The sequence below is a fragment of the Salmonella sp. SAL03688 genome (assembly GCF_046551895.1).
GTDB lineage: Bacteria > Pseudomonadota > Gammaproteobacteria > Enterobacterales > Enterobacteriaceae > Salmonella > Salmonella enterica.
In genome coordinates, this window is the sequence record NZ_JBGDVI010000004.1 from 205,932 (window position 1) to 224,454 (window position 18,523).

At 54.4% G+C, this 18,523-nt stretch carries 17 protein-coding genes and 1 pseudogene; 11 read left to right on the forward strand and 7 right to left on the reverse strand.

Going from position 1 to position 18,523, the window contains the following annotated elements; genetic code table 11:
• The first annotated feature begins 35 nt into the window (after positions 1-35).
• Positions 36-823, forward strand: a pseudogene (ygiD, locus tag ACLJR2_RS06000) (4,5-DOPA dioxygenase extradiol).
• Between the two features lie 60 nt (positions 824-883).
• Here the strand turns inward: ygiD and ACLJR2_RS06005 are convergent.
• The 3 genes from ACLJR2_RS06005 to tolC all read right to left on the reverse strand — a co-directional run bounded on the left by ACLJR2_RS06005 (position 884) and on the right by tolC (position 4,412).
• Positions 884-2,047 (reverse strand): glutathionylspermidine synthase family protein, encoded by a 1,164-nt coding sequence (locus tag ACLJR2_RS06005; RefSeq protein ID WP_000442838.1) that lies wholly within the window; start codon positions 2,045-2,047, stop codon positions 884-886.
• Between the two features lie 5 nt (positions 2,048-2,052).
• Entirely contained in the window at positions 2,053-2,724 is a 672-nt protein-coding gene (locus ACLJR2_RS06010; RefSeq protein ID WP_000831528.1) for a DUF1190 family protein, read from the reverse strand.
• Positions 2,725-2,936: 212 nt separating this feature from the next.
• The gene (tolC, locus tag ACLJR2_RS06015; RefSeq protein WP_015899378.1) at positions 2,937-4,412 is read right to left on the reverse strand and encodes an outer membrane channel protein TolC; all 1,476 of its coding nucleotides are present in this window, start codon (positions 4,410-4,412) and stop codon (positions 2,937-2,939) included.
• A 200-nt stretch (positions 4,413-4,612) separates the two neighbouring features.
• Here tolC and nudF point away from each other — a divergent pair, with 200 nt between their 5' ends.
• From nudF to parE, 5 genes are read left to right on the forward strand one after another with little or no spacing between them, the layout of a single operon-like run.
• Positions 4,613-5,245: an ADP-ribose diphosphatase gene (nudF, locus tag ACLJR2_RS06020; protein WP_001231950.1), complete on the forward strand. Its 633-nt coding sequence runs from the start codon at positions 4,613-4,615 to the stop codon at positions 5,243-5,245.
• Complete coding sequence (locus ACLJR2_RS06025) at positions 5,242-5,664, forward strand: DUF1249 family protein (RefSeq protein ID WP_000833408.1); 423 nt, start codon at positions 5,242-5,244, stop codon at positions 5,662-5,664. The genes nudF and ACLJR2_RS06025 overlap by 4 nt, the downstream gene beginning before the upstream one ends.
• Positions 5,665-5,688: 24 nt before the next feature.
• Positions 5,689-6,516: a 3',5'-cyclic-AMP phosphodiesterase gene (cpdA, locus tag ACLJR2_RS06030; protein WP_000444735.1), complete on the forward strand. Its 828-nt coding sequence runs from the start codon at positions 5,689-5,691 to the stop codon at positions 6,514-6,516.
• Positions 6,516-7,097, forward strand: a complete 582-nt coding sequence (gene yqiA / locus ACLJR2_RS06035; protein WP_000105725.1) for an esterase YqiA — start codon at positions 6,516-6,518, stop codon at positions 7,095-7,097. Before cpdA ends, yqiA begins: the two co-directional genes overlap by 1 nt.
• 27 nt (positions 7,098-7,124) lie before the next feature.
• Positions 7,125-9,017 (forward strand): DNA topoisomerase IV subunit B, encoded by a 1,893-nt coding sequence (parE, locus tag ACLJR2_RS06040; protein ID WP_000195318.1) that lies wholly within the window; start codon positions 7,125-7,127, stop codon positions 9,015-9,017.
• A gap of 124 nt (positions 9,018-9,141) precedes the next feature.
• Here the strand turns inward: parE and ACLJR2_RS06045 are convergent, their stop codons facing one another.
• From ACLJR2_RS06045 to qseB, 4 genes are all read right to left on the reverse strand, one after another.
• The gene (locus ACLJR2_RS06045; protein WP_000958587.1) at positions 9,142-9,456 is read right to left on the reverse strand and encodes a putative quinol monooxygenase; all 315 of its coding nucleotides are present in this window, start codon (positions 9,454-9,456) and stop codon (positions 9,142-9,144) included.
• A 31-nt stretch (positions 9,457-9,487) separates the two neighbouring features.
• Complete coding sequence (locus ACLJR2_RS06050) at positions 9,488-10,069, reverse strand: NAD(P)H-dependent oxidoreductase (protein ID WP_000065416.1); 582 nt, start codon at positions 10,067-10,069, stop codon at positions 9,488-9,490.
• 106 nt (positions 10,070-10,175) lie between these two features.
• The gene (qseC, locus tag ACLJR2_RS06055) at positions 10,176-11,525 is read right to left on the reverse strand and encodes a quorum sensing histidine kinase QseC (protein WP_000779328.1); all 1,350 of its coding nucleotides are present in this window, start codon (positions 11,523-11,525) and stop codon (positions 10,176-10,178) included.
• A complete protein-coding gene (gene qseB, locus ACLJR2_RS06060; RefSeq protein WP_001221574.1) occupies positions 11,522-12,181 on the reverse strand; it encodes a quorum sensing response regulator transcription factor QseB in 660 nt (219 codons plus the stop codon). Before qseB ends, qseC begins: the two co-directional genes overlap by 4 nt.
• A 151-nt stretch (positions 12,182-12,332) precedes the next feature.
• Here qseB and ACLJR2_RS06065 point away from each other — a divergent pair, with 151 nt between their 5' ends.
• From ACLJR2_RS06065 to ftsP, 5 genes are all read left to right on the forward strand, one after another.
• On the forward strand, positions 12,333-12,725 hold the full coding sequence (locus ACLJR2_RS06065) for a YgiW/YdeI family stress tolerance OB fold protein (RefSeq protein WP_000731552.1): 393 nt from the start codon (positions 12,333-12,335) through the stop codon (positions 12,723-12,725).
• 71 nt (positions 12,726-12,796) lie between these two features.
• Positions 12,797-13,663, forward strand: a complete 867-nt coding sequence (locus ACLJR2_RS06070) for a GyrI-like domain-containing protein (protein ID WP_000998805.1) — start codon at positions 12,797-12,799, stop codon at positions 13,661-13,663.
• Between the two features lie 110 nt (positions 13,664-13,773).
• Entirely contained in the window at positions 13,774-16,032 is a 2,259-nt protein-coding gene (parC, locus tag ACLJR2_RS06075) for a DNA topoisomerase IV subunit A (protein WP_001281861.1), read from the forward strand.
• A 256-nt stretch (positions 16,033-16,288) separates the two neighbouring features.
• Positions 16,289-17,026, forward strand: coding sequence for a 1-acylglycerol-3-phosphate O-acyltransferase (gene plsC, locus ACLJR2_RS06080; protein WP_000965730.1), 738 nt, complete (start codon positions 16,289-16,291; stop codon positions 17,024-17,026).
• A gap of 73 nt (positions 17,027-17,099) precedes the next feature.
• Entirely contained in the window at positions 17,100-18,512 is a 1,413-nt protein-coding gene (ftsP, locus tag ACLJR2_RS06085; RefSeq protein ID WP_000010663.1) for a cell division protein FtsP, read from the forward strand.
• Positions 18,513-18,523 lie beyond the last annotated feature (11 nt).

An 18,523-nucleotide genomic window follows, 5' to 3' on the forward strand; every position in this document is an offset into this window, starting at 1 on the left:
TGTTAACAAAATGTCTTTCCTGTAAGGATAACATCATGTCTTTAACGTGTATGCCAGCATTGTTTTTGGGGCATGGCAGCCCGATGAACGTGCTGGACGATAACGATTATACCCGCGCCTGGCGGCGATTGGGGGAAGCCCTACCGCGACCACAGGCGATAGTGGTGGTGTCGGCGCACTGGTATACCCGCGGGACTGGCGTCACAGCGATGGAAAGGCCGCAAACTCTCCATGATTTTGGCGGTTTTCCGCAGGCGCTGTATGACACGCATTATCCGGCCCCTGGATCGCCTGCGCTGGCGCAGCGTCTGGTTGAACTGTTGGCTCCCGTTCCCGTCGCGCTCGATAAAGAGGCGTGGGGATTTGATCACGGCTCCTGGGGCGTATTGATCAAGATGTACCCGAATGCGGATATCCCGATGGTGCAGCTTAGTGTTGATAGTACCAAACCGGCGGCATGGCATTTTGAGGTGGGCCGTAAGCTGGCGACGCTGCGTGACGAAGGCGTGATGCTGGTGGCCAGCGGGAATGTGGTTCATAACCTGCGGACTGTGCGTTGGCACGGTGACAATATACCGTATCCCTGGGCGGCGTCATTTAATGACTTTGTGAAAGCCAATCTGACGTGGCAGGGGCCGGTAGAACAGCACCCGCTGGTGAATTATCTGCAACATGAAGGGGGGCCTTATCGAACCCGACGCCGGAGCACTTTTTACCTTTGCTGTATGTACTTGGCGCCTGGGACGGCAAGGAGCCTATCACCATCCCGGTCGACGGTATTGAGATGGGCAGTATAAGTATGTTGTCGGTGCAGGTGGGGTAGCCGGATAAGGCGCTGAATGATTGCCCGATGGCGCTACGCGCATCGGGCTTACAGGAGAATCTATCCTTCGACAAAAATATGCGGATAGAAGCGGGAGAGATCCTGGGTGATCAGCGCCCGATCTTCACGGATACCAATTCCGGCGGGTTGATCGTTAATCAGCCAGCTACCAATCAGGGTGTAACTGTCGCCGAATTTTGGCAGTGGATAGAACTGTTGCACGATCATACCCTCTTCGCCATACGGGCCTTCCACGGATTCGATCGTTTTACCGTTCTCAATAATCGATACGTTCGCCCCTTCGCGGGAGAAGATCGGTTTCACGACATATTTATCCATTGGCGGATGTTCGTCTTCGGCGAAATACGCAGGCAACAGATTCGGATGGTCAGGGAACATCTCCCACAACAGCGGCAACAACGCTTTATTGGAGATAATGCTTTTCCATGCCGGTTCCAGCCAGCGCACGCCGGCATCTTCCAGCTTGGTGGAAAACATCTCGCGCAGCATAAATTCCCACGGATAGAGCTTGAACAGGTTCGCAATGACCTGATCCTGCAGATCCGTAAATTGGCCTTTTTCCCCCAGACCAATATCGTCGATATAGAGAAATTCGGTGGCGATTTCCGCTTCGGCCGCGCAATCCTGTAAATACTGAATGGTGCCGCGATCCTCAACCGTATCGCGACAGCAGGTGAGATGCAGCAACTGAAAACCGTACTGCTCGCGAAGTTCAGCAAAGCGTTCAATCAGCTTTTCCTGCAGGCTATTAAACTGATCGCTGCCTTCCGGCAGATTGCTCGCGTTGATCTGATCTTCCAGCCAAATCCACTGAAAAAACGCCGCTTCATACAGCGACGTTGGCGTGTCGGCATTATTTTCGAGCAGCTTAGGCTCGCCGATACCGTCCCAGGCCAGATCGAGGCGGGAATAGAGCGACGGTTGTTGCGTTTGCCAGGACTGGCGAACAAAACCCCAGGTATGTTTTGGAATACGAAACTTCGTCATCAGCTCATCGCTGGCGATGACGCGTTCTACTACCTTGAGGCACATCTGGTGCAGCTCGGCGGTAACGTCTTCCAGTTTTTCCACCTGGGCGAGCGTTAACTTGTAATAAGCGTCTTCACACCAGTACGGTTCACCATACATAGTGTGAAAATTAAACCCGTATTCAGTCGCTTTATCGCGCCAGTCCGGGCGCTCGGTAATACTGACTCTTTCCATGCGTATCAGCCGCCCATCGAACGTGTTGAAGTACCGGCAGCGCTACGCTGCATGGTGCTCTGTTTGGCGACGGATTCGCCAAAACCGCCGCGGGTAACGGTTGTTGTGGTGGCAGGTTTCGGCGCCATCGCGGTTTTCGGTACGGTCATTGTCCGGCCCGGTTGCGCCGCGCCGTAGTTTTTACCTGCCGCATCGGTATATTTGCCGTATGCAGGGCTGGCCGGGTTTTTCGAGCTAAACAGCGGCTGTTGCGCAAAGCCTGCGCCGCCGCCCATCAGACGCCCCATCATGTAACCTGCCATAAGCGGCATCCAGAAACTGCCGCTGGATTGTTGGGCCTGCGCCTGATTTTCCGGTGCCATGCCAGCCTGTGCAGGTGCTTGCTGGCACTGGCCTTCGCCAAACTCAGCGACGCAATCTTCGCGTGTAGCGTACTTAGGCGCAGTACGTTCGGCCTCTTTCAGCGCATTGTTATACGCGGTTGTACACTCCGCGCTTTTGCCCGGATTCGCCGCTGAACAGTCATCAGCGTTTTGATACAGCGATACGGTTTCATCGCTTTTTTCACAGCCAGCCAGCATAAAAACAGCCGTAACCGCCAGGGCGACCGGCGTTAAATGCCGCGCGCTCCAGCTTTTGCGAAATGATGCGTGATGGATGGATTTTGTCCGTTTCATATTTGTCTTCCAGGACCCAGTGGTAAATACAACATGCGTTCAGAATAGAGGATGACTGGTCGAAATTGAAGCGAGAAAAGGCGAGAATGCGGCGGAATAGCAGGATCTTTACGTTGTCTTACGTTCAGGCGCGGCTTTATGACAGGTAGCGCCGCGCTTACCAGACCTACAAGGGCACAGGTCTGATAAACGCAGCGCCAGCGAATAACTTATCAATGCCGGAATGGATTGCCGTTATTGCTGTTGGCGCGAGCGGCGGTCGGCTGTACTGCCGGCGCGGCGCTATGGGCATTATAACCGTCTGCGGCAGCATCCTGATCTGGCGTTTCCGGCGCTACGCTTTCCGGCGACGTCGGGATAGGTTTACCCAACGTACTGTTAAGCGCGAGCAGATCCTGCTCGTTCAGCGTACCGAGCGCATATTTGATATTTAACTGATTAATCAAATAGGTATAACGCGCGTTGGCCAGTTGCTGCTTGGCATCATACAGAGTGGTGGTGGCATCCAGTACGTCAACAATGGTACGTGTACCGACCGAGTAACCGGCTTCCATTGCATCCAAAGAACTTTGCGCGGAAACGACTGCCTGTTTATACGCGTTGATGCTGCTGATGGAGGCGTTAATATTGTTAAAGGAAGAACGTACGGTCTGCACCACGCTACGGTGCGCGCTTTCCAGCTGTTCGCTTGCGCCGACGAAGTTATACTGCGCCTGTTTTACCTGCGAGTTAACCATCCCGCCTTGATACAGCGGCAGGGAGAAGTTCAGGCCGATTTTATTCTGCCCCATGTTGCTATCGTCGTACTGAGCGGAGTTGGTTTTAGAACCGCTATAAGAGGTATCAGAAATGCCGGTTGAGGCCGTTAAATTCAGCGTCGGCAGATGACCATCCTGCGCCTGACGGATTTGCTCGCGCGCCAGATCCTGACTTAAACGCGCCTGCAACAGCGACAGGTTACGGTTTTCCGCTTCCTTCAGCAGCGCATTAACAGCTTTAGGTTTGTCGGTTTTAAAATGCTCGACGTTAAGCGACGCCAGCTCCGGGTAATAATTGCCGGTCACCTGGCGCAGCTCTTCTACCGCGTTATCCAGGTTGTTGCGGGCGGTCACTTCATTCGCCAGTACGGTATCATATTGCGCACGGGCGTTTTGCACGTCGGTAATGGCGACCAGACCCACGTTAAAACGTTGCGTCGTTTGATCTAACTGACGGTAGATAGCCTCTTTTTGCGCCTGGGTATAGGAAAGCACATCAATAGCGTTCAATACCTTAAAATACGCGTTCGCGGTATTGAGGATCAGCGTCTGCTGATCGGTCTGATAGGTGACATCCTGAATGCCTGCTGCTTTTTCTTGCAGGGTGAGCCCACGCCATTTCGACATATCAAATAGCGTCTGCGTTAATTGCAGAGAAGCGCTGGTTTCATTGGAGTTGATACCGTTCGCATCGCGATAACCGTTGCTGTAGGTGTAGTCGGCACCTAAACCCAGTTGCGGCAGTAAAGGACTACGCGCTTCGTTAATTTTTTCGAATGCAGCATCGCGATCGGCAGCGGATTTACGCAATTCCGGGTTGCTCAGGCGTGCTTGCTGATAAACTTGCATCAGGTTCTCTGCCTGGCTTAGTGTGCTGAACCCCGACAGGCTCAGGCCGATAAGGATGGGGAGCAATTTCTTCATTTGCATTCCTTGTTGTGAAGCAGTATTTAGCGCTGATCAATTTGTAAAAATAATTGCTGATTCTAGCAGAATCCGCCACTGCAAAAAGTTGGCGTTACGTGCCATACGAGCCTTAATTGGCACCAATTTACCACAAGGGTGATAAAACAGCAGTCAACCACCCTTGAAATTCATCATTTAATCATTATTGCTAGCAGGGCAGCACAATGCGTAAATCAGACAACTTGCCAGTTACTTTCACCAAAAGCGATGTAGAAATTATTGCACGGGAAACGCGCTATCGCGGTTTTTTTTCATTGGATGTGTATCGATTCCGCCATCGTTTATTCAACGGAGAAATGAGTGGCGAGGTAAAGCGCGAAATTTTTGAGCGCGGGCACGCCGCCGTCTTGCTACCCTTTGACCCTGAACGTGACGAGGTGGTGCTGGTCGAACAGATTCGTATTGCCGCGTATGACACAAGCGTTACGCCGTGGCTGCTGGAGATGGTCGCCGGCATGATAGAAGAAGGCGAAACCATTGAGGCGGTCGCCCGGCGGGAGGCGATGGAAGAAGCGGGGCTGACCGTAGGCCGCACCCGACCGGTCATCAGTTACCTGGCGAGCCCAGGAGGAACCAGCGAGCGCTCATCTATTCTGGTGGGTGAAGTGGACGCCACGACCGCGGCAGGTATTCATGGTCTGGCGGATGAAAACGAAGATATTCGGGTTCATGTGGTAAGCCGGGAACAGGCATACCAGTGGGTAGAAGAGGGGAAAATCGACAACGCAGCCGCAGTCATCGCTTTGCAATGGCTTCAGTTGCATCATCAAGAGTTAAAAAACGAGTGGAAAAAATGAAGCGTTATACACCTGACTTCCCAGAAATGATGCGTTTGTGCGAAACCAATTTTTCGCGATTGCGCCGCCTGCTGCCGCGCAATGACGCCCCCGGTGAAACGGTGAGCTATCAGGTGGGCAACGTACAATATCGGTTAACGATTGTGGAATCGACCCGATACACTACGCTTGTAACGATCGAGCAAACGGCGCCAGCCATCACCTACTGGAGCCTGCCGTCGCTGACGGTGCGCCTCTACCATGATGCGATGGTGGCTGAAGTGTGTTCAAGCCAGCAGATCTTTCGCTTCAAAGCGCGGTATGATTATCCAAATAAAAAGTTGCATCAACGCGACGAAAAGCATCAAATTAATCAGTTTCTGGCCGACTGGCTACGATTCTGTTTAGCACATGGAGCGATGGCGATTCCGGTTTATTAGCGTCGTGAAACCTAAGGACACCATTTGGAAAGCCTGTTAACCCTACCTCTGGCTGGTGAGGCCCGAGTCAGGATTTTACAAATTACAGATACTCACCTGTTTGCCGAAAAGCATGAAACGCTGTTAGGCGTCAATACCTGGGAAAGTTACCAGGCCGTGCTGGAGGCTATTCGGGCGCAACAGTATGAATATGATCTGATCGTGGCCACCGGCGATCTGGCGCAGGATCAATCCGCTGCGGCTTATCAGCATTTTGCTGAGGGTATCGCAAGCTTTCGCGCGCCTTGCGTTTGGCTACCGGGCAATCATGATTTTCAGCCGGCAATGTACAGCGCGCTGCAAGAGGCGGGGATTTCCCCGGCTAAACGCGTGTTAATCGGTGAACAATGGCAGATTTTGTTGCTGGATAGCCAGGTGTTTGGCGTCCCGCATGGCGAACTGAGCGAGTTCCAACTGGAATGGCTTGAGCGTAAGCTCGCCGATGCGCCAGAGAGACAGACATTGCTCCTGTTGCACCACCATCCGTTGCCGGCAGGGTGCAGTTGGTTGGATCAGCACAGCTTGCGTAATGCCGGTGAGCTGGATAGCGTGCTGGCGAATTTCCCGCGTGTAAAATATCTGTTATGCGGACATATTCACCAGGAGCTGGATCTTGACTGGAACGGTCGCCGTCTGCTGGCGTCGCCGTCAACCTGCGTACAGTTCAAACCGCACTGCGCGAACTTTACGCTGGATACTATCGCGCCGGGCTGGCGTACGCTGGAGCTCCGGGCGAACGGCGTCCTGGAGACGGAAGTGCATCGCCTGCAGGATACCCGGTTCCGACCCGATACCGCTTCGGAAGGATACTGATGTCTACGCTTCTCTATTTGCACGGATTCAACAGTTCCCCTCGCTCGGCAAAAGCGTGCCAGCTAAAAAACTGGCTGGCGGAGCGTCATCCGCATGTTGAGATGATCGTCCCTCAACTACCGCCGTATCCTGCCGATGCGGCGGAGTTGCTGGAATCTCTCGTGCTTGAGCATGGCGGTGCGCCATTAGGGCTGGTAGGATCGTCGCTGGGTGGTTATTACGCCACCTGGCTGTCGCAATGTTTTATGCTGCCGGCTGTGGTGGTGAATCCCGCCGTGCGGCCCTTTGAATTACTGACCGACTATCTCGGTCAGAACGAGAACCCCTACACCGGGCAGCAATATGTGCTAGAGTCTCGCCATATTTATGATCTTAAAGTCATGCAGATTGACCCGCTGGAAGCGCCGGACCTGATCTGGCTACTGCAACAGACGGGCGATGAAGTGCTGGATTACCGCCAGGCGGTGGCATATTACGCCTCCTGCCGTCAGACAGTGACCGAGGGTGGTAATCACGCATTCACGGGCTTCGAAGATTATTTCAACCAGATTGTCGATTTTCTTGGACTGCACAGTTGCTGACAATCAATTCGAATTGCTAATTAAACCATGACGCAAACTTATAACGCTGATGCCATTGAGGTACTCACTGGGCTTGAGCCGGTACGCCGCCGCCCGGGGATGTACACCGATACGACCCGCCCCAACCATTTGGGTCAGGAAGTGATTGATAATAGTGTGGATGAAGCACTGGCAGGTCACGCCAAACGCGTGGATGTCATTTTACATGCCGATCAATCGCTGGAAGTGATTGACGACGGACGCGGGATGCCGGTGGATATCCATCCGGAAGAGGGGGTTCCGGCGGTAGAACTGATCCTCTGTCGACTTCATGCCGGCGGTAAATTCTCCAATAAGAACTATCAGTTCTCTGGTGGTCTGCATGGGGTGGGGATTTCGGTAGTGAATGCCCTGTCAAAGCGCGTGGAAGTGACCGTGCGCCGCGACGGTCAGGTCTATAACATCGCGTTTGAAAACGGCGAAAAAGTGCAGGATTTGCAGGTTGTCGGCACCTGCGGTAAACGTAATACTGGCACCAGCGTGCATTTCTGGCCGGACGAAAGTTTCTTCGACAGCCCGCGTTTTTCTGTCTCTCGCTTAATGCACGTTCTGAAAGCAAAAGCGGTGCTGTGTCCCGGCGTGGAAATCACTTTTAAAGATGAAGTGAATAACAGCGAGCAGCGCTGGTGCTACCAGGATGGCCTGAACGACTATCTGGGCGAAGCGGTAAACGGCCTGCCGACGCTGCCGGAAAAGCCGTTTATCGGTAATTTTAACGGTGAAACGGAAGCGGTTGACTGGGCGCTATTGTGGCTGCCGGAAGGCGGCGAATTACTGACGGAAAGCTACGTCAACCTGATCCCGACCATGCAGGGGGGGACGCACGTCAACGGTCTGCGCCAGGGTCTGCTCGACGCGATGCGCGAATTTTGCGAATACCGCAATATTCTGCCGCGCGGCGTCAAACTGTCGGCGGAAGATATCTGGGATCGCTGCGCTTATGTGCTCTCCGTGAAAATGCAGGACCCGCAATTTGCCGGGCAGACTAAAGAGCGTCTGTCGTCGCGTCAATGTGCGGCATTTGTTTCCGGCGTGGTGAAAGATGCTTTCAGCCTGTGGCTGAACCAGAACGTGCAGGCGGCGGAACAACTGGCAGAGATGGCGATTGCCAGCGCGCAGCGGCGACTGCGCGCCGCAAAAAAAGTGGTGCGCAAAAAGCTCACCAGCGGTCCGGCGTTGCCGGGGAAACTGGCGGACTGTACCGCGCAGGATCTTAATCGGACCGAGCTGTTCCTTGTGGAAGGGGATTCGGCGGGCGGTTCCGCCAAGCAGGCGCGCGATCGCGAATATCAGGCGATCATGCCGCTCAAAGGTAAGATCCTTAACACCTGGGAGGTCTCTTCCGATGAAGTGCTGGCCTCGCAAGAGGTGCATGATATTTCCGTGGCGATCGGTATCGATCCGGACAGCGACGATCTGAGTCAGCTGCGCTACGGCAAGATCTGTATCCTGGCGGATGCGGACTCCGATGGTTTGCATATCGCTACGCTGCTTTGCGCGCTGTTTGTCAGACATTTCCGCGCGCTGGTGAAGAATGGTCATGTCTACGTCGCGCTGCCGCCGCTATACCGTATCGATTTGGGTAAAGAGGTCTATTACGCGCTGACGGAAGAAGAGAAGGCAGGCGTACTGGAACAACTGAAGCGTAAGAAAGGCAAGCCGAACGTACAGCGTTTCAAAGGCCTGGGTGAAATGAACCCGATGCAGTTACGCGAAACCACGCTTGATCCAAATACTCGCCGCCTGGTGCAGCTCACCATTAGCGATGAAGACGATCAGCGTACTAACGCGATGATGGATATGCTGCTGGCGAAGAAACGTTCTGAAGATCGACGCAACTGGCTACAGGAAAAAGGCGATCTCGCGGATCTCGACGTGTAACGGTTGTTGCACGCTTTATCCGGTCTGCGCGCCGCAGGCCGGATAAGCGAATTCGACATGACGCCGCAGCCTGATGGCGACACTTGCGCATCGCATCAGGGAGACGTCAGACGAGGGTAATAACTTAAACGCCGGATTCCAGAATACGAATATTCATTTCCAGCACATCGTCTTTTACCGCGTCGCTATAGGCTTTCATATGCGGGGTTTGCAGATGCGCCTCAAGGTGCGCAACGCTTTCCCACTGCTCAATCATCACGATCGAGTCAGGCGCCAGAGTCTGAAAACTCACGCCCGCGGCATGATCCACCATCGGTGCGTAACCGTGGCACCCCTCTTCTTTAAGAACGGTTGGAATAATTTTCGCAAACTGGTCGAGGACGGCCTGACGGTGATGTTGGCCCGGACGCGTGCGAATTTCGGCAATGACGGTAAGCATGGTTAACTCCTTCTAATTCCAGGATGACCAGTTAAGCAAAAATTTCGCTCAGATGCTTGCGATATTCTGCGGTATAGCGCGGAACATCCGGCATTTTAATCACGTCGTTGGCAATAAACGTTGGCAGCGCGTCCATGCCCAGGAACTGGTTGGCTTTATGGAATGGCAGATAGACGCCATCTACGCCTACGCCGTGGAAAAACTGATCTTTTTCGGTAAATGCTTCCATCGGCGCGTTCCACGTCAGTGACAGCATATATTTTTTCCCCTGCACCAGACCGCCGGAACCGTACTTTTTAGCGGCATCGGAACGCGTGCGGCCATCGCTGGCATAGAGCGTGCCGTGACCTTCGGTAAAGACATCATCCATATATTTTTTTACTGTCCATGGCGCGCCCATCCACCAGCCTGGCATCTGCCAAATCACCACGTCAGCCCAGACGAAATTCTGCACCTCTTCTTTAATGTCATAGTCGCTGTCGGCGCGGACGATCTTAACCTGATGACCCAGATCGCGCAGAAGCCCATCGGCAACTTCGGTCAGGGTGTCATTTAACTGGCCGTTGGAGTGCGCGAATTTTTTCGCCCCGTTGATAATCAGGATGTTACTCATTTTGTGTCCTCAAGAAATGCGTTTGCTGCTGATTCTACGCTCACGGGCGGTGCGGTGAAATTAGCAAAATGTGCAAAGTCTTTTGCGTTTTTGGCAAAAATCTCTGTTACCAACTTACTACGGCCTCAAATCCACCTTCCGCGGCGTTGCCAAACGACACCGTCATGCCGTGCAGCGTAGCGATGCGACGGACGATTGATAATCCCAGACCGCTGCCGGTCACACTTTGGCCTGGCGGGCGGTAAAAACGCTCGCCGATATGCGTCAGAATCTCTGGCGCTACGCCGGGGCCATTATCTCTGACGGTGAAGCTGCGGGCATGTAAGGTAACGTCGACGACGCTGCCCTGCGGACTGTAGCGAATCGCATTATCCAGCAGGTTACGCACTAACAGGCTTAAGAGTAGCGGCTGGCCGGTACGTATGACGTCATGGGCGTTAAGCTGTAAACGCACGTCGATATTCGCCTGCTGCGCCGGATGATAAATATCCATTACCGCGGACTGCAGCAGCTCTTCCAGCGAAATCTCCGCCACATCCTGCAAATTATTGAGCGAGTCGAGACGCGATAATGTCAGTAGCTGATCGACCAGCCGCGTGGCGCGATCGATCCCCGCATGGAGCTGGGTCAGCGCTTTATCACGCGATAGCGGATCGTCGCCCGAGAGCTGCGCCACCTCGGTTTGTACTTTCAGCGCGGCCAGCGGGCTGCGCAATTCATGGGCGGCGTCGGAGGTAAATCGCCGTTCGCGCACCATCATGGAGTGGATGCGGCTAAAAAGTTGATTAAGCGCTTCGACCAGTGGGCGAACCTCGCTCGGTACGCCTTTGGCGTCGAGCGGCGTTTCCGATTCCGGCGACCGGAAGCGCAGCGCCTGCGCCAGTTTTTTCAACGGTCTGAGCTCGCGGTGAAGCAGGAGTAATAAAATCAGTAGCATGAAGGGAAGGGCGATCAGCCACGGCGTTAATTGCGCCGCCACGATCGCCAGCGCCATATCTTCGCGGTAATCCCACTCCTGACCGACGACGATACGATACTTGCCGTCCGCCGAGTTCAACCACAAAAAACGCCAGAGGTCGTTGTCATCCTTCAGATAGCCATTGTCGAAACCTTCCCGGCGATAGCGATACGGAATATCCTGGCCGTTGTCGCCATCATGCAGCAACATTTTGCCGTCAGCGGAAAAGATGGCGAACGCCAGCGCATCGTCATCGATATGCCCATGTTTTAATTTCTTTGGCGTATGCGCCATGCGCTGCGGGGCGTTGATCTCGTTAAGATCGAGGGTGCTAAGCCGTCTGGCGAACAACATCAACTGTGTGTCAAACAGCTCGTCGACATTATCCGTCGTCTTTCTCCAGGCCACAAAACTGGAAATTGCCCAGGTGATGGAGACCAGAATCAGGAAAATAAGCGTCAGCCTGACGCGCAGGCTGAGACGTTGCGTCAATTTCATGCGTCACCCAGGGTGTAGCCGATGCCGTGTACGGTGCGAATAAATTCGCTGCCGAGCTTGCGGCGTAAATGATGAACATGGACTTCCACTGCATTGCTGGACACGTCGTCATCCCAGTTATACAGCTTCTCTTCAATAAGCTTGCGTGGCAGCACGCGACCTTTGTTGCGCAGTAAGAGTTCCAGCAACGCGAACTCTTTTGGTTTTAGGGCCAGCGGTTCGCCGGCAAGCGTCGCGACGAGATTGCCTGGATTGAGCGTCACCTGGCCGTGGCGCAATTCGCTACTGGCCTGACCGCTGGCGCGGCGTACCAGCGCCTCCAGACGGGCGGCGACCTCAATGAGCGCGAAAGGTTTACATAAATAGTCATCGGCGCCCAGACGTAGCCCCTCGACGCGCTCTGCTAACGCGTCGCGCGCCGTCAGGATCAGTACCGGTTCCTGTTTACCCTTTTCGCGCCATTCGCGCAAAATATCCCGTCCGTCCATGCCTGGCAGCGTCAAATCTAAAATAACCGCATCATAAGGCGCGCTGTAAAGCGCCTCTTTGCCCGGGCGTCCCTCGGTAAACCAGTCGACGCTGAAACCCATTTTACTCAGACCCGCTTTTATGCCATCGCCAATAAGTGTGTCATCTTCTACCAGTAAAATTCGCATCTGTTCTTCCTTGCGGTAACTCGCGTTACCGTCAGTTAACCTTGTCGCCGCAGGCGATGTACAGAAAAAAAGATTCTTTTTTTGCCTTAAGAAGTTGTTAAGGATTACCTTATTAAATGGATCTGAAACGACATGAAAGGGAAAAGTAATCATGAAAAAATTAGCTGCAATCGTTGCCGTTATGGCACTGTGTTCTACCCCGGTTCTGGCGGCTCAGCAGGGCGGTTTCTCCGGCCCGTCGGCGACGCAAACGCAAGGCGGCGGATTTGTCGGCCCGAACGGCAGCAGCACGACGGTAGAGAGCGCTAAATCGCTGCGTGACGATGCGTGGGTAACGCTGCGCGGGAATATCGTCGAGCGCATTTCCGACGACCTGTATGTGTTTAAAGATGCGACCGGTACTATCAATGTGGATATTGACCACAAGCGCTGGAACGGCCTGACCGTAACCCCGCAGGATACCGTTGAAATTCAGGGCGAAGTGGATAAAGACTGGAACTCTGTCGAAATCGACGTAAAACAGATTCGTAAAGTGAATCCGTAATCCCACATTGCGCAAGATCGGTCAGGATTCACAGCCGCCCGGTGGGCAGAATAGGCCACAAGGAGGCAGTGATGAATGACCTGATCAGCGCGGCTTATTCCGAACGTCTGCGGCGCGTTTGCGACCACATTGAGCGTCATCTGGATGAGCCTCTGTCGCTTGAGGCGTTAAGCCGGATGGCGCACAGCTCGCCGTTTCATTTTCACCGGCAGTTTACCGTCTGGAGCGGGCTTCCGCTCTATCGCTATATCCAGTGGCTGCGTTTGCGCCGGGCGTCATGGCGGCTGGCGTTTAATCCGCAAGATAAAGTTATCGATATCGCGCTGGATGCCGGATTTCAGAATCCGGAGTCGTTCACACGTGCTTTCAAAACCGCGTTTGGTCAAAGCCCGCGCCGGTTTCGGCAATCGCCGGACTGGCTGGCCTGGCACCAACGCGTTCCTAAACTTGCGTTACAGGAGCAGCATGTCATGGACGTAAAAATCGTTGAATTTCCACCTACCCGCGTCGCGATGCTGACGCATCTGGGGCATCCGGATAAGGTCAACGCCAGCGCGGCGAAATTTATTGCATGGCGGCGCGAAACGGGGCAGTCGCCGATTGCCAGCAGTCAAACTTTTGGTATTGCCTGGCACGACCCGCAGACGACGCCGCCGGATCAATTCCGCTTTGATATCTGCGGCAGCGTCCACCAGCCGATAGCCGAAAATGACGTTGGCGTGGTGAATAGCGAGATTCCTGGCGGGCGCTGCGCGGTGGTACGCCATCAGGGATCGCTCGACAGCCTCCCGGAGAGCGTGTGGTATTTATTCCGCGAATGGCTACCGACCAGCGGCGAGACGCTGCGCGATTTTCCGGTCTTCTTCCAGTACCTGAATTTCGTCCATGAGGTGGCGGAACATGAGCTGCTGACGGATATCTATCTGCCGCTTCGTTAACTTCCTCGCAACCTGTCTCACGGTTTGTGACTCAGACCGTGAGATAGGGTATTATCTGCGGCAATATTGCCGTCCGAACGGTCAGCATGCAGATTGAGGATCCCCTGTTAATGAGCGATATGGCAGAGCGCCTTGCGCTACATGAATTTACGGAAAACGCCTACTTAAACTACTCCATGTACGTGATCATGGATCGTGCGTTGCCGTTTATTGGCGACGGCCTGAAGCCGGTACAGCGCCGCATCGTCTATGCGATGTCAGAGCTGGGGCTGAACGCCAGCGCTAAATTTAAAAAATCCGCCCGTACCGTCGGTGACGTACTGGGTAAGTATCATCCGCACGGCGACAGCGCCTGCTATGAAGCCATGGTGCTGATGGCGCAGCCGTTCTCTTACCGTTACCCGCTGGTCGATGGCCAGGGAAACTGGGGCGCGCCGGATGATCCGAAGTCATTCGCGGCAATGCGTTATACCGAATCTCGCCTGTCCAAATATGCCGAGCTGCTGTTAAGCGAACTCGGTCAGGGGACGGCGGACTGGGTGCCAAACTTCGACGGCACGATGCAGGAACCGAAAATGTTACCGGCGCGTCTGCCGAACATCCTGCTGAATGGCACCACCGGTATAGCGGTGGGCATGGCAACAGATATCCCGCCGCACAACCTGCGCGAAGTGGCGAAAGCGGCGATTACGCTGATTGAACAGCCGAAAACGACGCTGGATCAGTTGCTGGATATCGTCCAGGGGCCGGATTACCCGACCGAAGCGGAGATCATTACCCCACGTGCGGAAATTCGTAAAATTTACGAAAACGGGCGTGGCTCCGTGCGTATGCGCGCGGTATGGACCAAAGAAGACGGCGCCGTGGTGATCACCGCGCTGCCGCATCAGGTGTCTGGCGCGAAAGTGCTGGAGCAGATTGCTGCGCAGATGCGTAATAAAAAACTGCCGATGGTGGACGATCTGCGCGATGAATCGGATCACGAAAACCCGACGCGTTTAGTGATTGTGCCACGCTCCAACCGTGTGGATATGGAACAGGTGATGAACCATCTGTTCGCCACCACCGATCTGGAAAAAAGCTACCGTATTAACCTGAACATGATCGGTCTGGATGGTCGTCCGGCGGTGAAAAACCTGCTGGAGATCCTCACCGAGTGGCTGGCGTTCCGCCGCGACACGGTACGCCGTCGTCTGAACTATCGTCTGGAGAAAGTGCTTAAGCGCCTGCATATCCTCGAAGGTTTGCTGGTGGCGTTTCTCAACATCGACGAAGTGATTGAGATTATCCGTAACGAGGATGAGCCGAAACCCGCGCTGATGTCGCGTTTCGGCATCAGCGAAACCCAGGCGGAAGCGATTCTCGAACTGAAACTGCGCCATCTCGCCAAACTGGAAGAGATGAAAATTCGCGGCGAGCAGGACGAGCTGGAAAAAGAGAGGGACCAGTTGCAGGGCATTCTCGCGTCTGAACGCAAAATGAATACCTTGCTGAAAAAAGAGCTACAGGCAGATTCCGATGCCTATGGCGACGATCGCCGTTCTCCGCTGCGTGAGCGCGAAGAAGCTAAAGCGATGAGCGAACACGACATGCTGCCGTCCGAACCGGTGACTATCGTGCTGTCGCAGATGGGCTGGGTGCGCAGCGCCAAAGGTCATGATATTGATGCGCCGGGGCTTAACTATAAAGCGGGCGACAGCTTTAAAGCCGCGGTGAAAGGTAAGAGTAATCAACCGGTGGTGTTTATTGATACCACCGGGCGCAGCTATGCTATTGATCCCATTACGCTTCCCTCGGCGCGTGGGCAGGGCGAGCCGCTGACCGGCAAACTCACGCTGCCGCCGGGGGCGACCGTAGAGCATATGCTGATGGAAGGCGATGACCAGAAACTGCTGATGGCGTCGGATGCGGGCTATGGCTTCGTTTGTACGTTTAACGATCTGGTTGCCCGTAACCGTGCCGGTAAGGCGTTGATTACACTGCCGGAAAATGCGCACGTCATGCCGCCGCTAGTGATTGAAGACGAGCACGATATGCTGCTGGCGATTACCCAGGCCGGACGGATGTTGATGTTCCCGGTAGACTCTCTGCCGCAGCTGTCGAAAGGCAAAGGGAATAAGATCATTAATATCCCCTCTGCGGAAGCGGCGAAAGGCGATGATGGACTGGCGCACCTGTACGTGCTGCCGCCACAAAGCACTCTGACTATCCATGTCGGGAAGCGCAAAATCAAACTGCGCCCTGAAGAGTTACAAAAGGTGGTCGGCGAACGCGGGCGCCGTGGCACATTAATGCGCGGCCTGCAGCGTATCGATCGCATTGAGATTGATTCACCGCATCGCGTAAGTCATGGCGACAGCGAAGAGTAAGAGAGGGGCACCCGTAGGCCGGACAAGGCATCTAAGCCGCCATCCGGCGCTCTGCCGTTGCCGGATGACGACGCAGTAGCGTCTTATCCGGCCTACGGTTTCAGATCGGATTAACATTAAAATTTCCCGTAAAACCGTTGTTTATTCGTGCATTGCGATTAACAATACGTTTTTCCAGAGAGCCACACTTACCAAAATCCTAACCTGAATTTCAGGTGACGTAGAATGCCGGGCTCTTAGGCCTTCAGAGGTTGTTATGCTATATATTTTTCGTCTTATTGTTACCGTTATTTACTCCATTCTGGTCTGTGTTTTCGGTTCTATTTACTGCCTTTTCAGCCCACGTAACCCAAAACACGTGGCGACGTTTGGACATATGTTCGGCCGTCTGGCCCCGCTGTTTGGCCTGAAAGTGGAGTGCCGCAAACCCGCCGACGCGGAAAACTATGGCAATGCTATCTATATTGCTAACCACCAGAATAATTATGATATGGTCACGGCGGCGAATATTGTGCAGCCGCCAACGGTGACGGTGGGGAAAAAAAGCCTGCTTTGGATCCCGTTTTTTGGGCAACTGTACTGGCTGACCGGTAATCTGTTGATTGACCGTAATAACCGCGCCAAAGCGCATAGTACCATTGCGGCAGTGGTTAACCATTTTAAAAAGCGCCGTATTTCTATCTGGATGTTCCCTGAAGGTACGCGTAGCCGGGGACGCGGTCTGCTGCCGTTTAAAACCGGCGCGTTTCATGCGGCTATCGCGGCTGGTGTGCCGATCATTCCTGTCTGCGTTTCCAACACCTCTAACAAAGTCAATCTAAACCGCCTGAACAACGGACTGGTTATTGTGGAAATGCTGCCGCCAGTCGACGTCAGCGAATATGGTAAAGATCAGGTTCGCGAGCTGGCGGCCCACTGCCGTGCGTTAATGGAGCAAAAAATCGCGGAACTTGATAAAGAGGTTGCGGAACGTGAAGCGACCGGTAAGGTTTAAGCAGCCTTACTCTGTTATTGTAGAAATCATTTTTTCAGGCACAACTCTTTAGCCTGTTTTACATGGAGCTTATATGTCATTCAGTCGGCGTCAGTTTCTTCAGGCATCGGGAATCGCACTATGTGCAGGCGCGATTCCCCTCAGGGCGAATGCTGCCGGTCAGCAACAGCCGTTGCCTGTTCCGCCGTTGCTGGAGTCCCGTCGCGGGCAGCCGTTGTTTATGACGCTACAGCGAGCGCACTGGTCCTTTACGCAAGGCACGCGCGCGCCGGTCTGGGGAGTGAACGGTCGTTATCTGGGGCCGACAATCCGCGTCTGGAAAGGCGATGACGTTAAACTCATCTATAGCAACCGCCTGGTGGAAAATGTCTCCATGACGGTTGCTGGTTTACTGGTGCCGGGGCCGCTGATGGGTGGCCCGGCGCGTATGATGTCGCCGAACGCGGACTGGGCGCCGGTGTTGCCGATTCGTCAGAGCGCCGCCACGCTGTGGTATCACGCTAATACGCCTAACCGTACCGCGCAGCAGGTGTATAACGGCCTGGCCGGAATGTGGCTGGTCGAAGACGACATCAGTAAAACGCTGCCCATTCCGAACCATTACGGCGTGGATGATTTTCCCGTCATTATCCAGGATAAACGGCTGGATAACTTTGGGACGCCGGAGTACAGCGAACCGGGAAGCGGTGGTTTTGTCGGCGATACGCTGCTGGTGAACGGCGCGCAAAGCCCCTATGTCGAAGTGTCCCGCGGCTGGGTGCGGTTACGGTTGTTGAACGCCTCGAACTCGCGGCGCTATCAGCTTCAGATGAGCGATGGCCGGGCGCTGCATGTGATTTCAGGCGATCAGGGCTTTTTACCTGCGCCGGTTTCCGTCAAACAGTTGTCACTGGCGCCCGGCGAGCGACGTGAAATCCTGGTTGATATGACCAACGGCGACGAAGTCTCGATCACCTGCGGGGAAGCGGCCAGCATAGTCGATCGGATTCGCGGTTTCTTTGAGCCTTCCAGTATTCTGGTTTCGACCCTGGTGCTGACGTTACGGCCAACCGGATTGCTGCCGCTGGTGACCGATAATCTGCCGATGCGTCTGTTGCCGACGGAGATCATGAGCGGCGCGCCTGTCCGCAGTCGGGACATCAGTCTTGGCGACGATCCGGGGATTAACGGCCAACTGTGGGATGTGAATCGCATTGATATTACCGCCCAACAAGGCACCTGGGAGCGCTGGACGGTACGCGCCGATATGCCGCAGTCGTTCCATATTGAGGGCGTCTCTTTCCTGATTCGTAACGTCAACGGCTCTATGCCGTTCCCGGAAGATAGAGGCTGGAAAGATACCGTCTGGGTGGATGGGCAAGTCGAATTGCTGGTCTACTACGGTCAGCCGTCCTGGCCGCACTTCCCGTTCTATTTCAACAGCCAGACGCTGGAAATGGCTGACCGCGGCTCGATTGGGCAAATGCTGGTGAATCCAGCGTCGTAAAGGCGGACCAG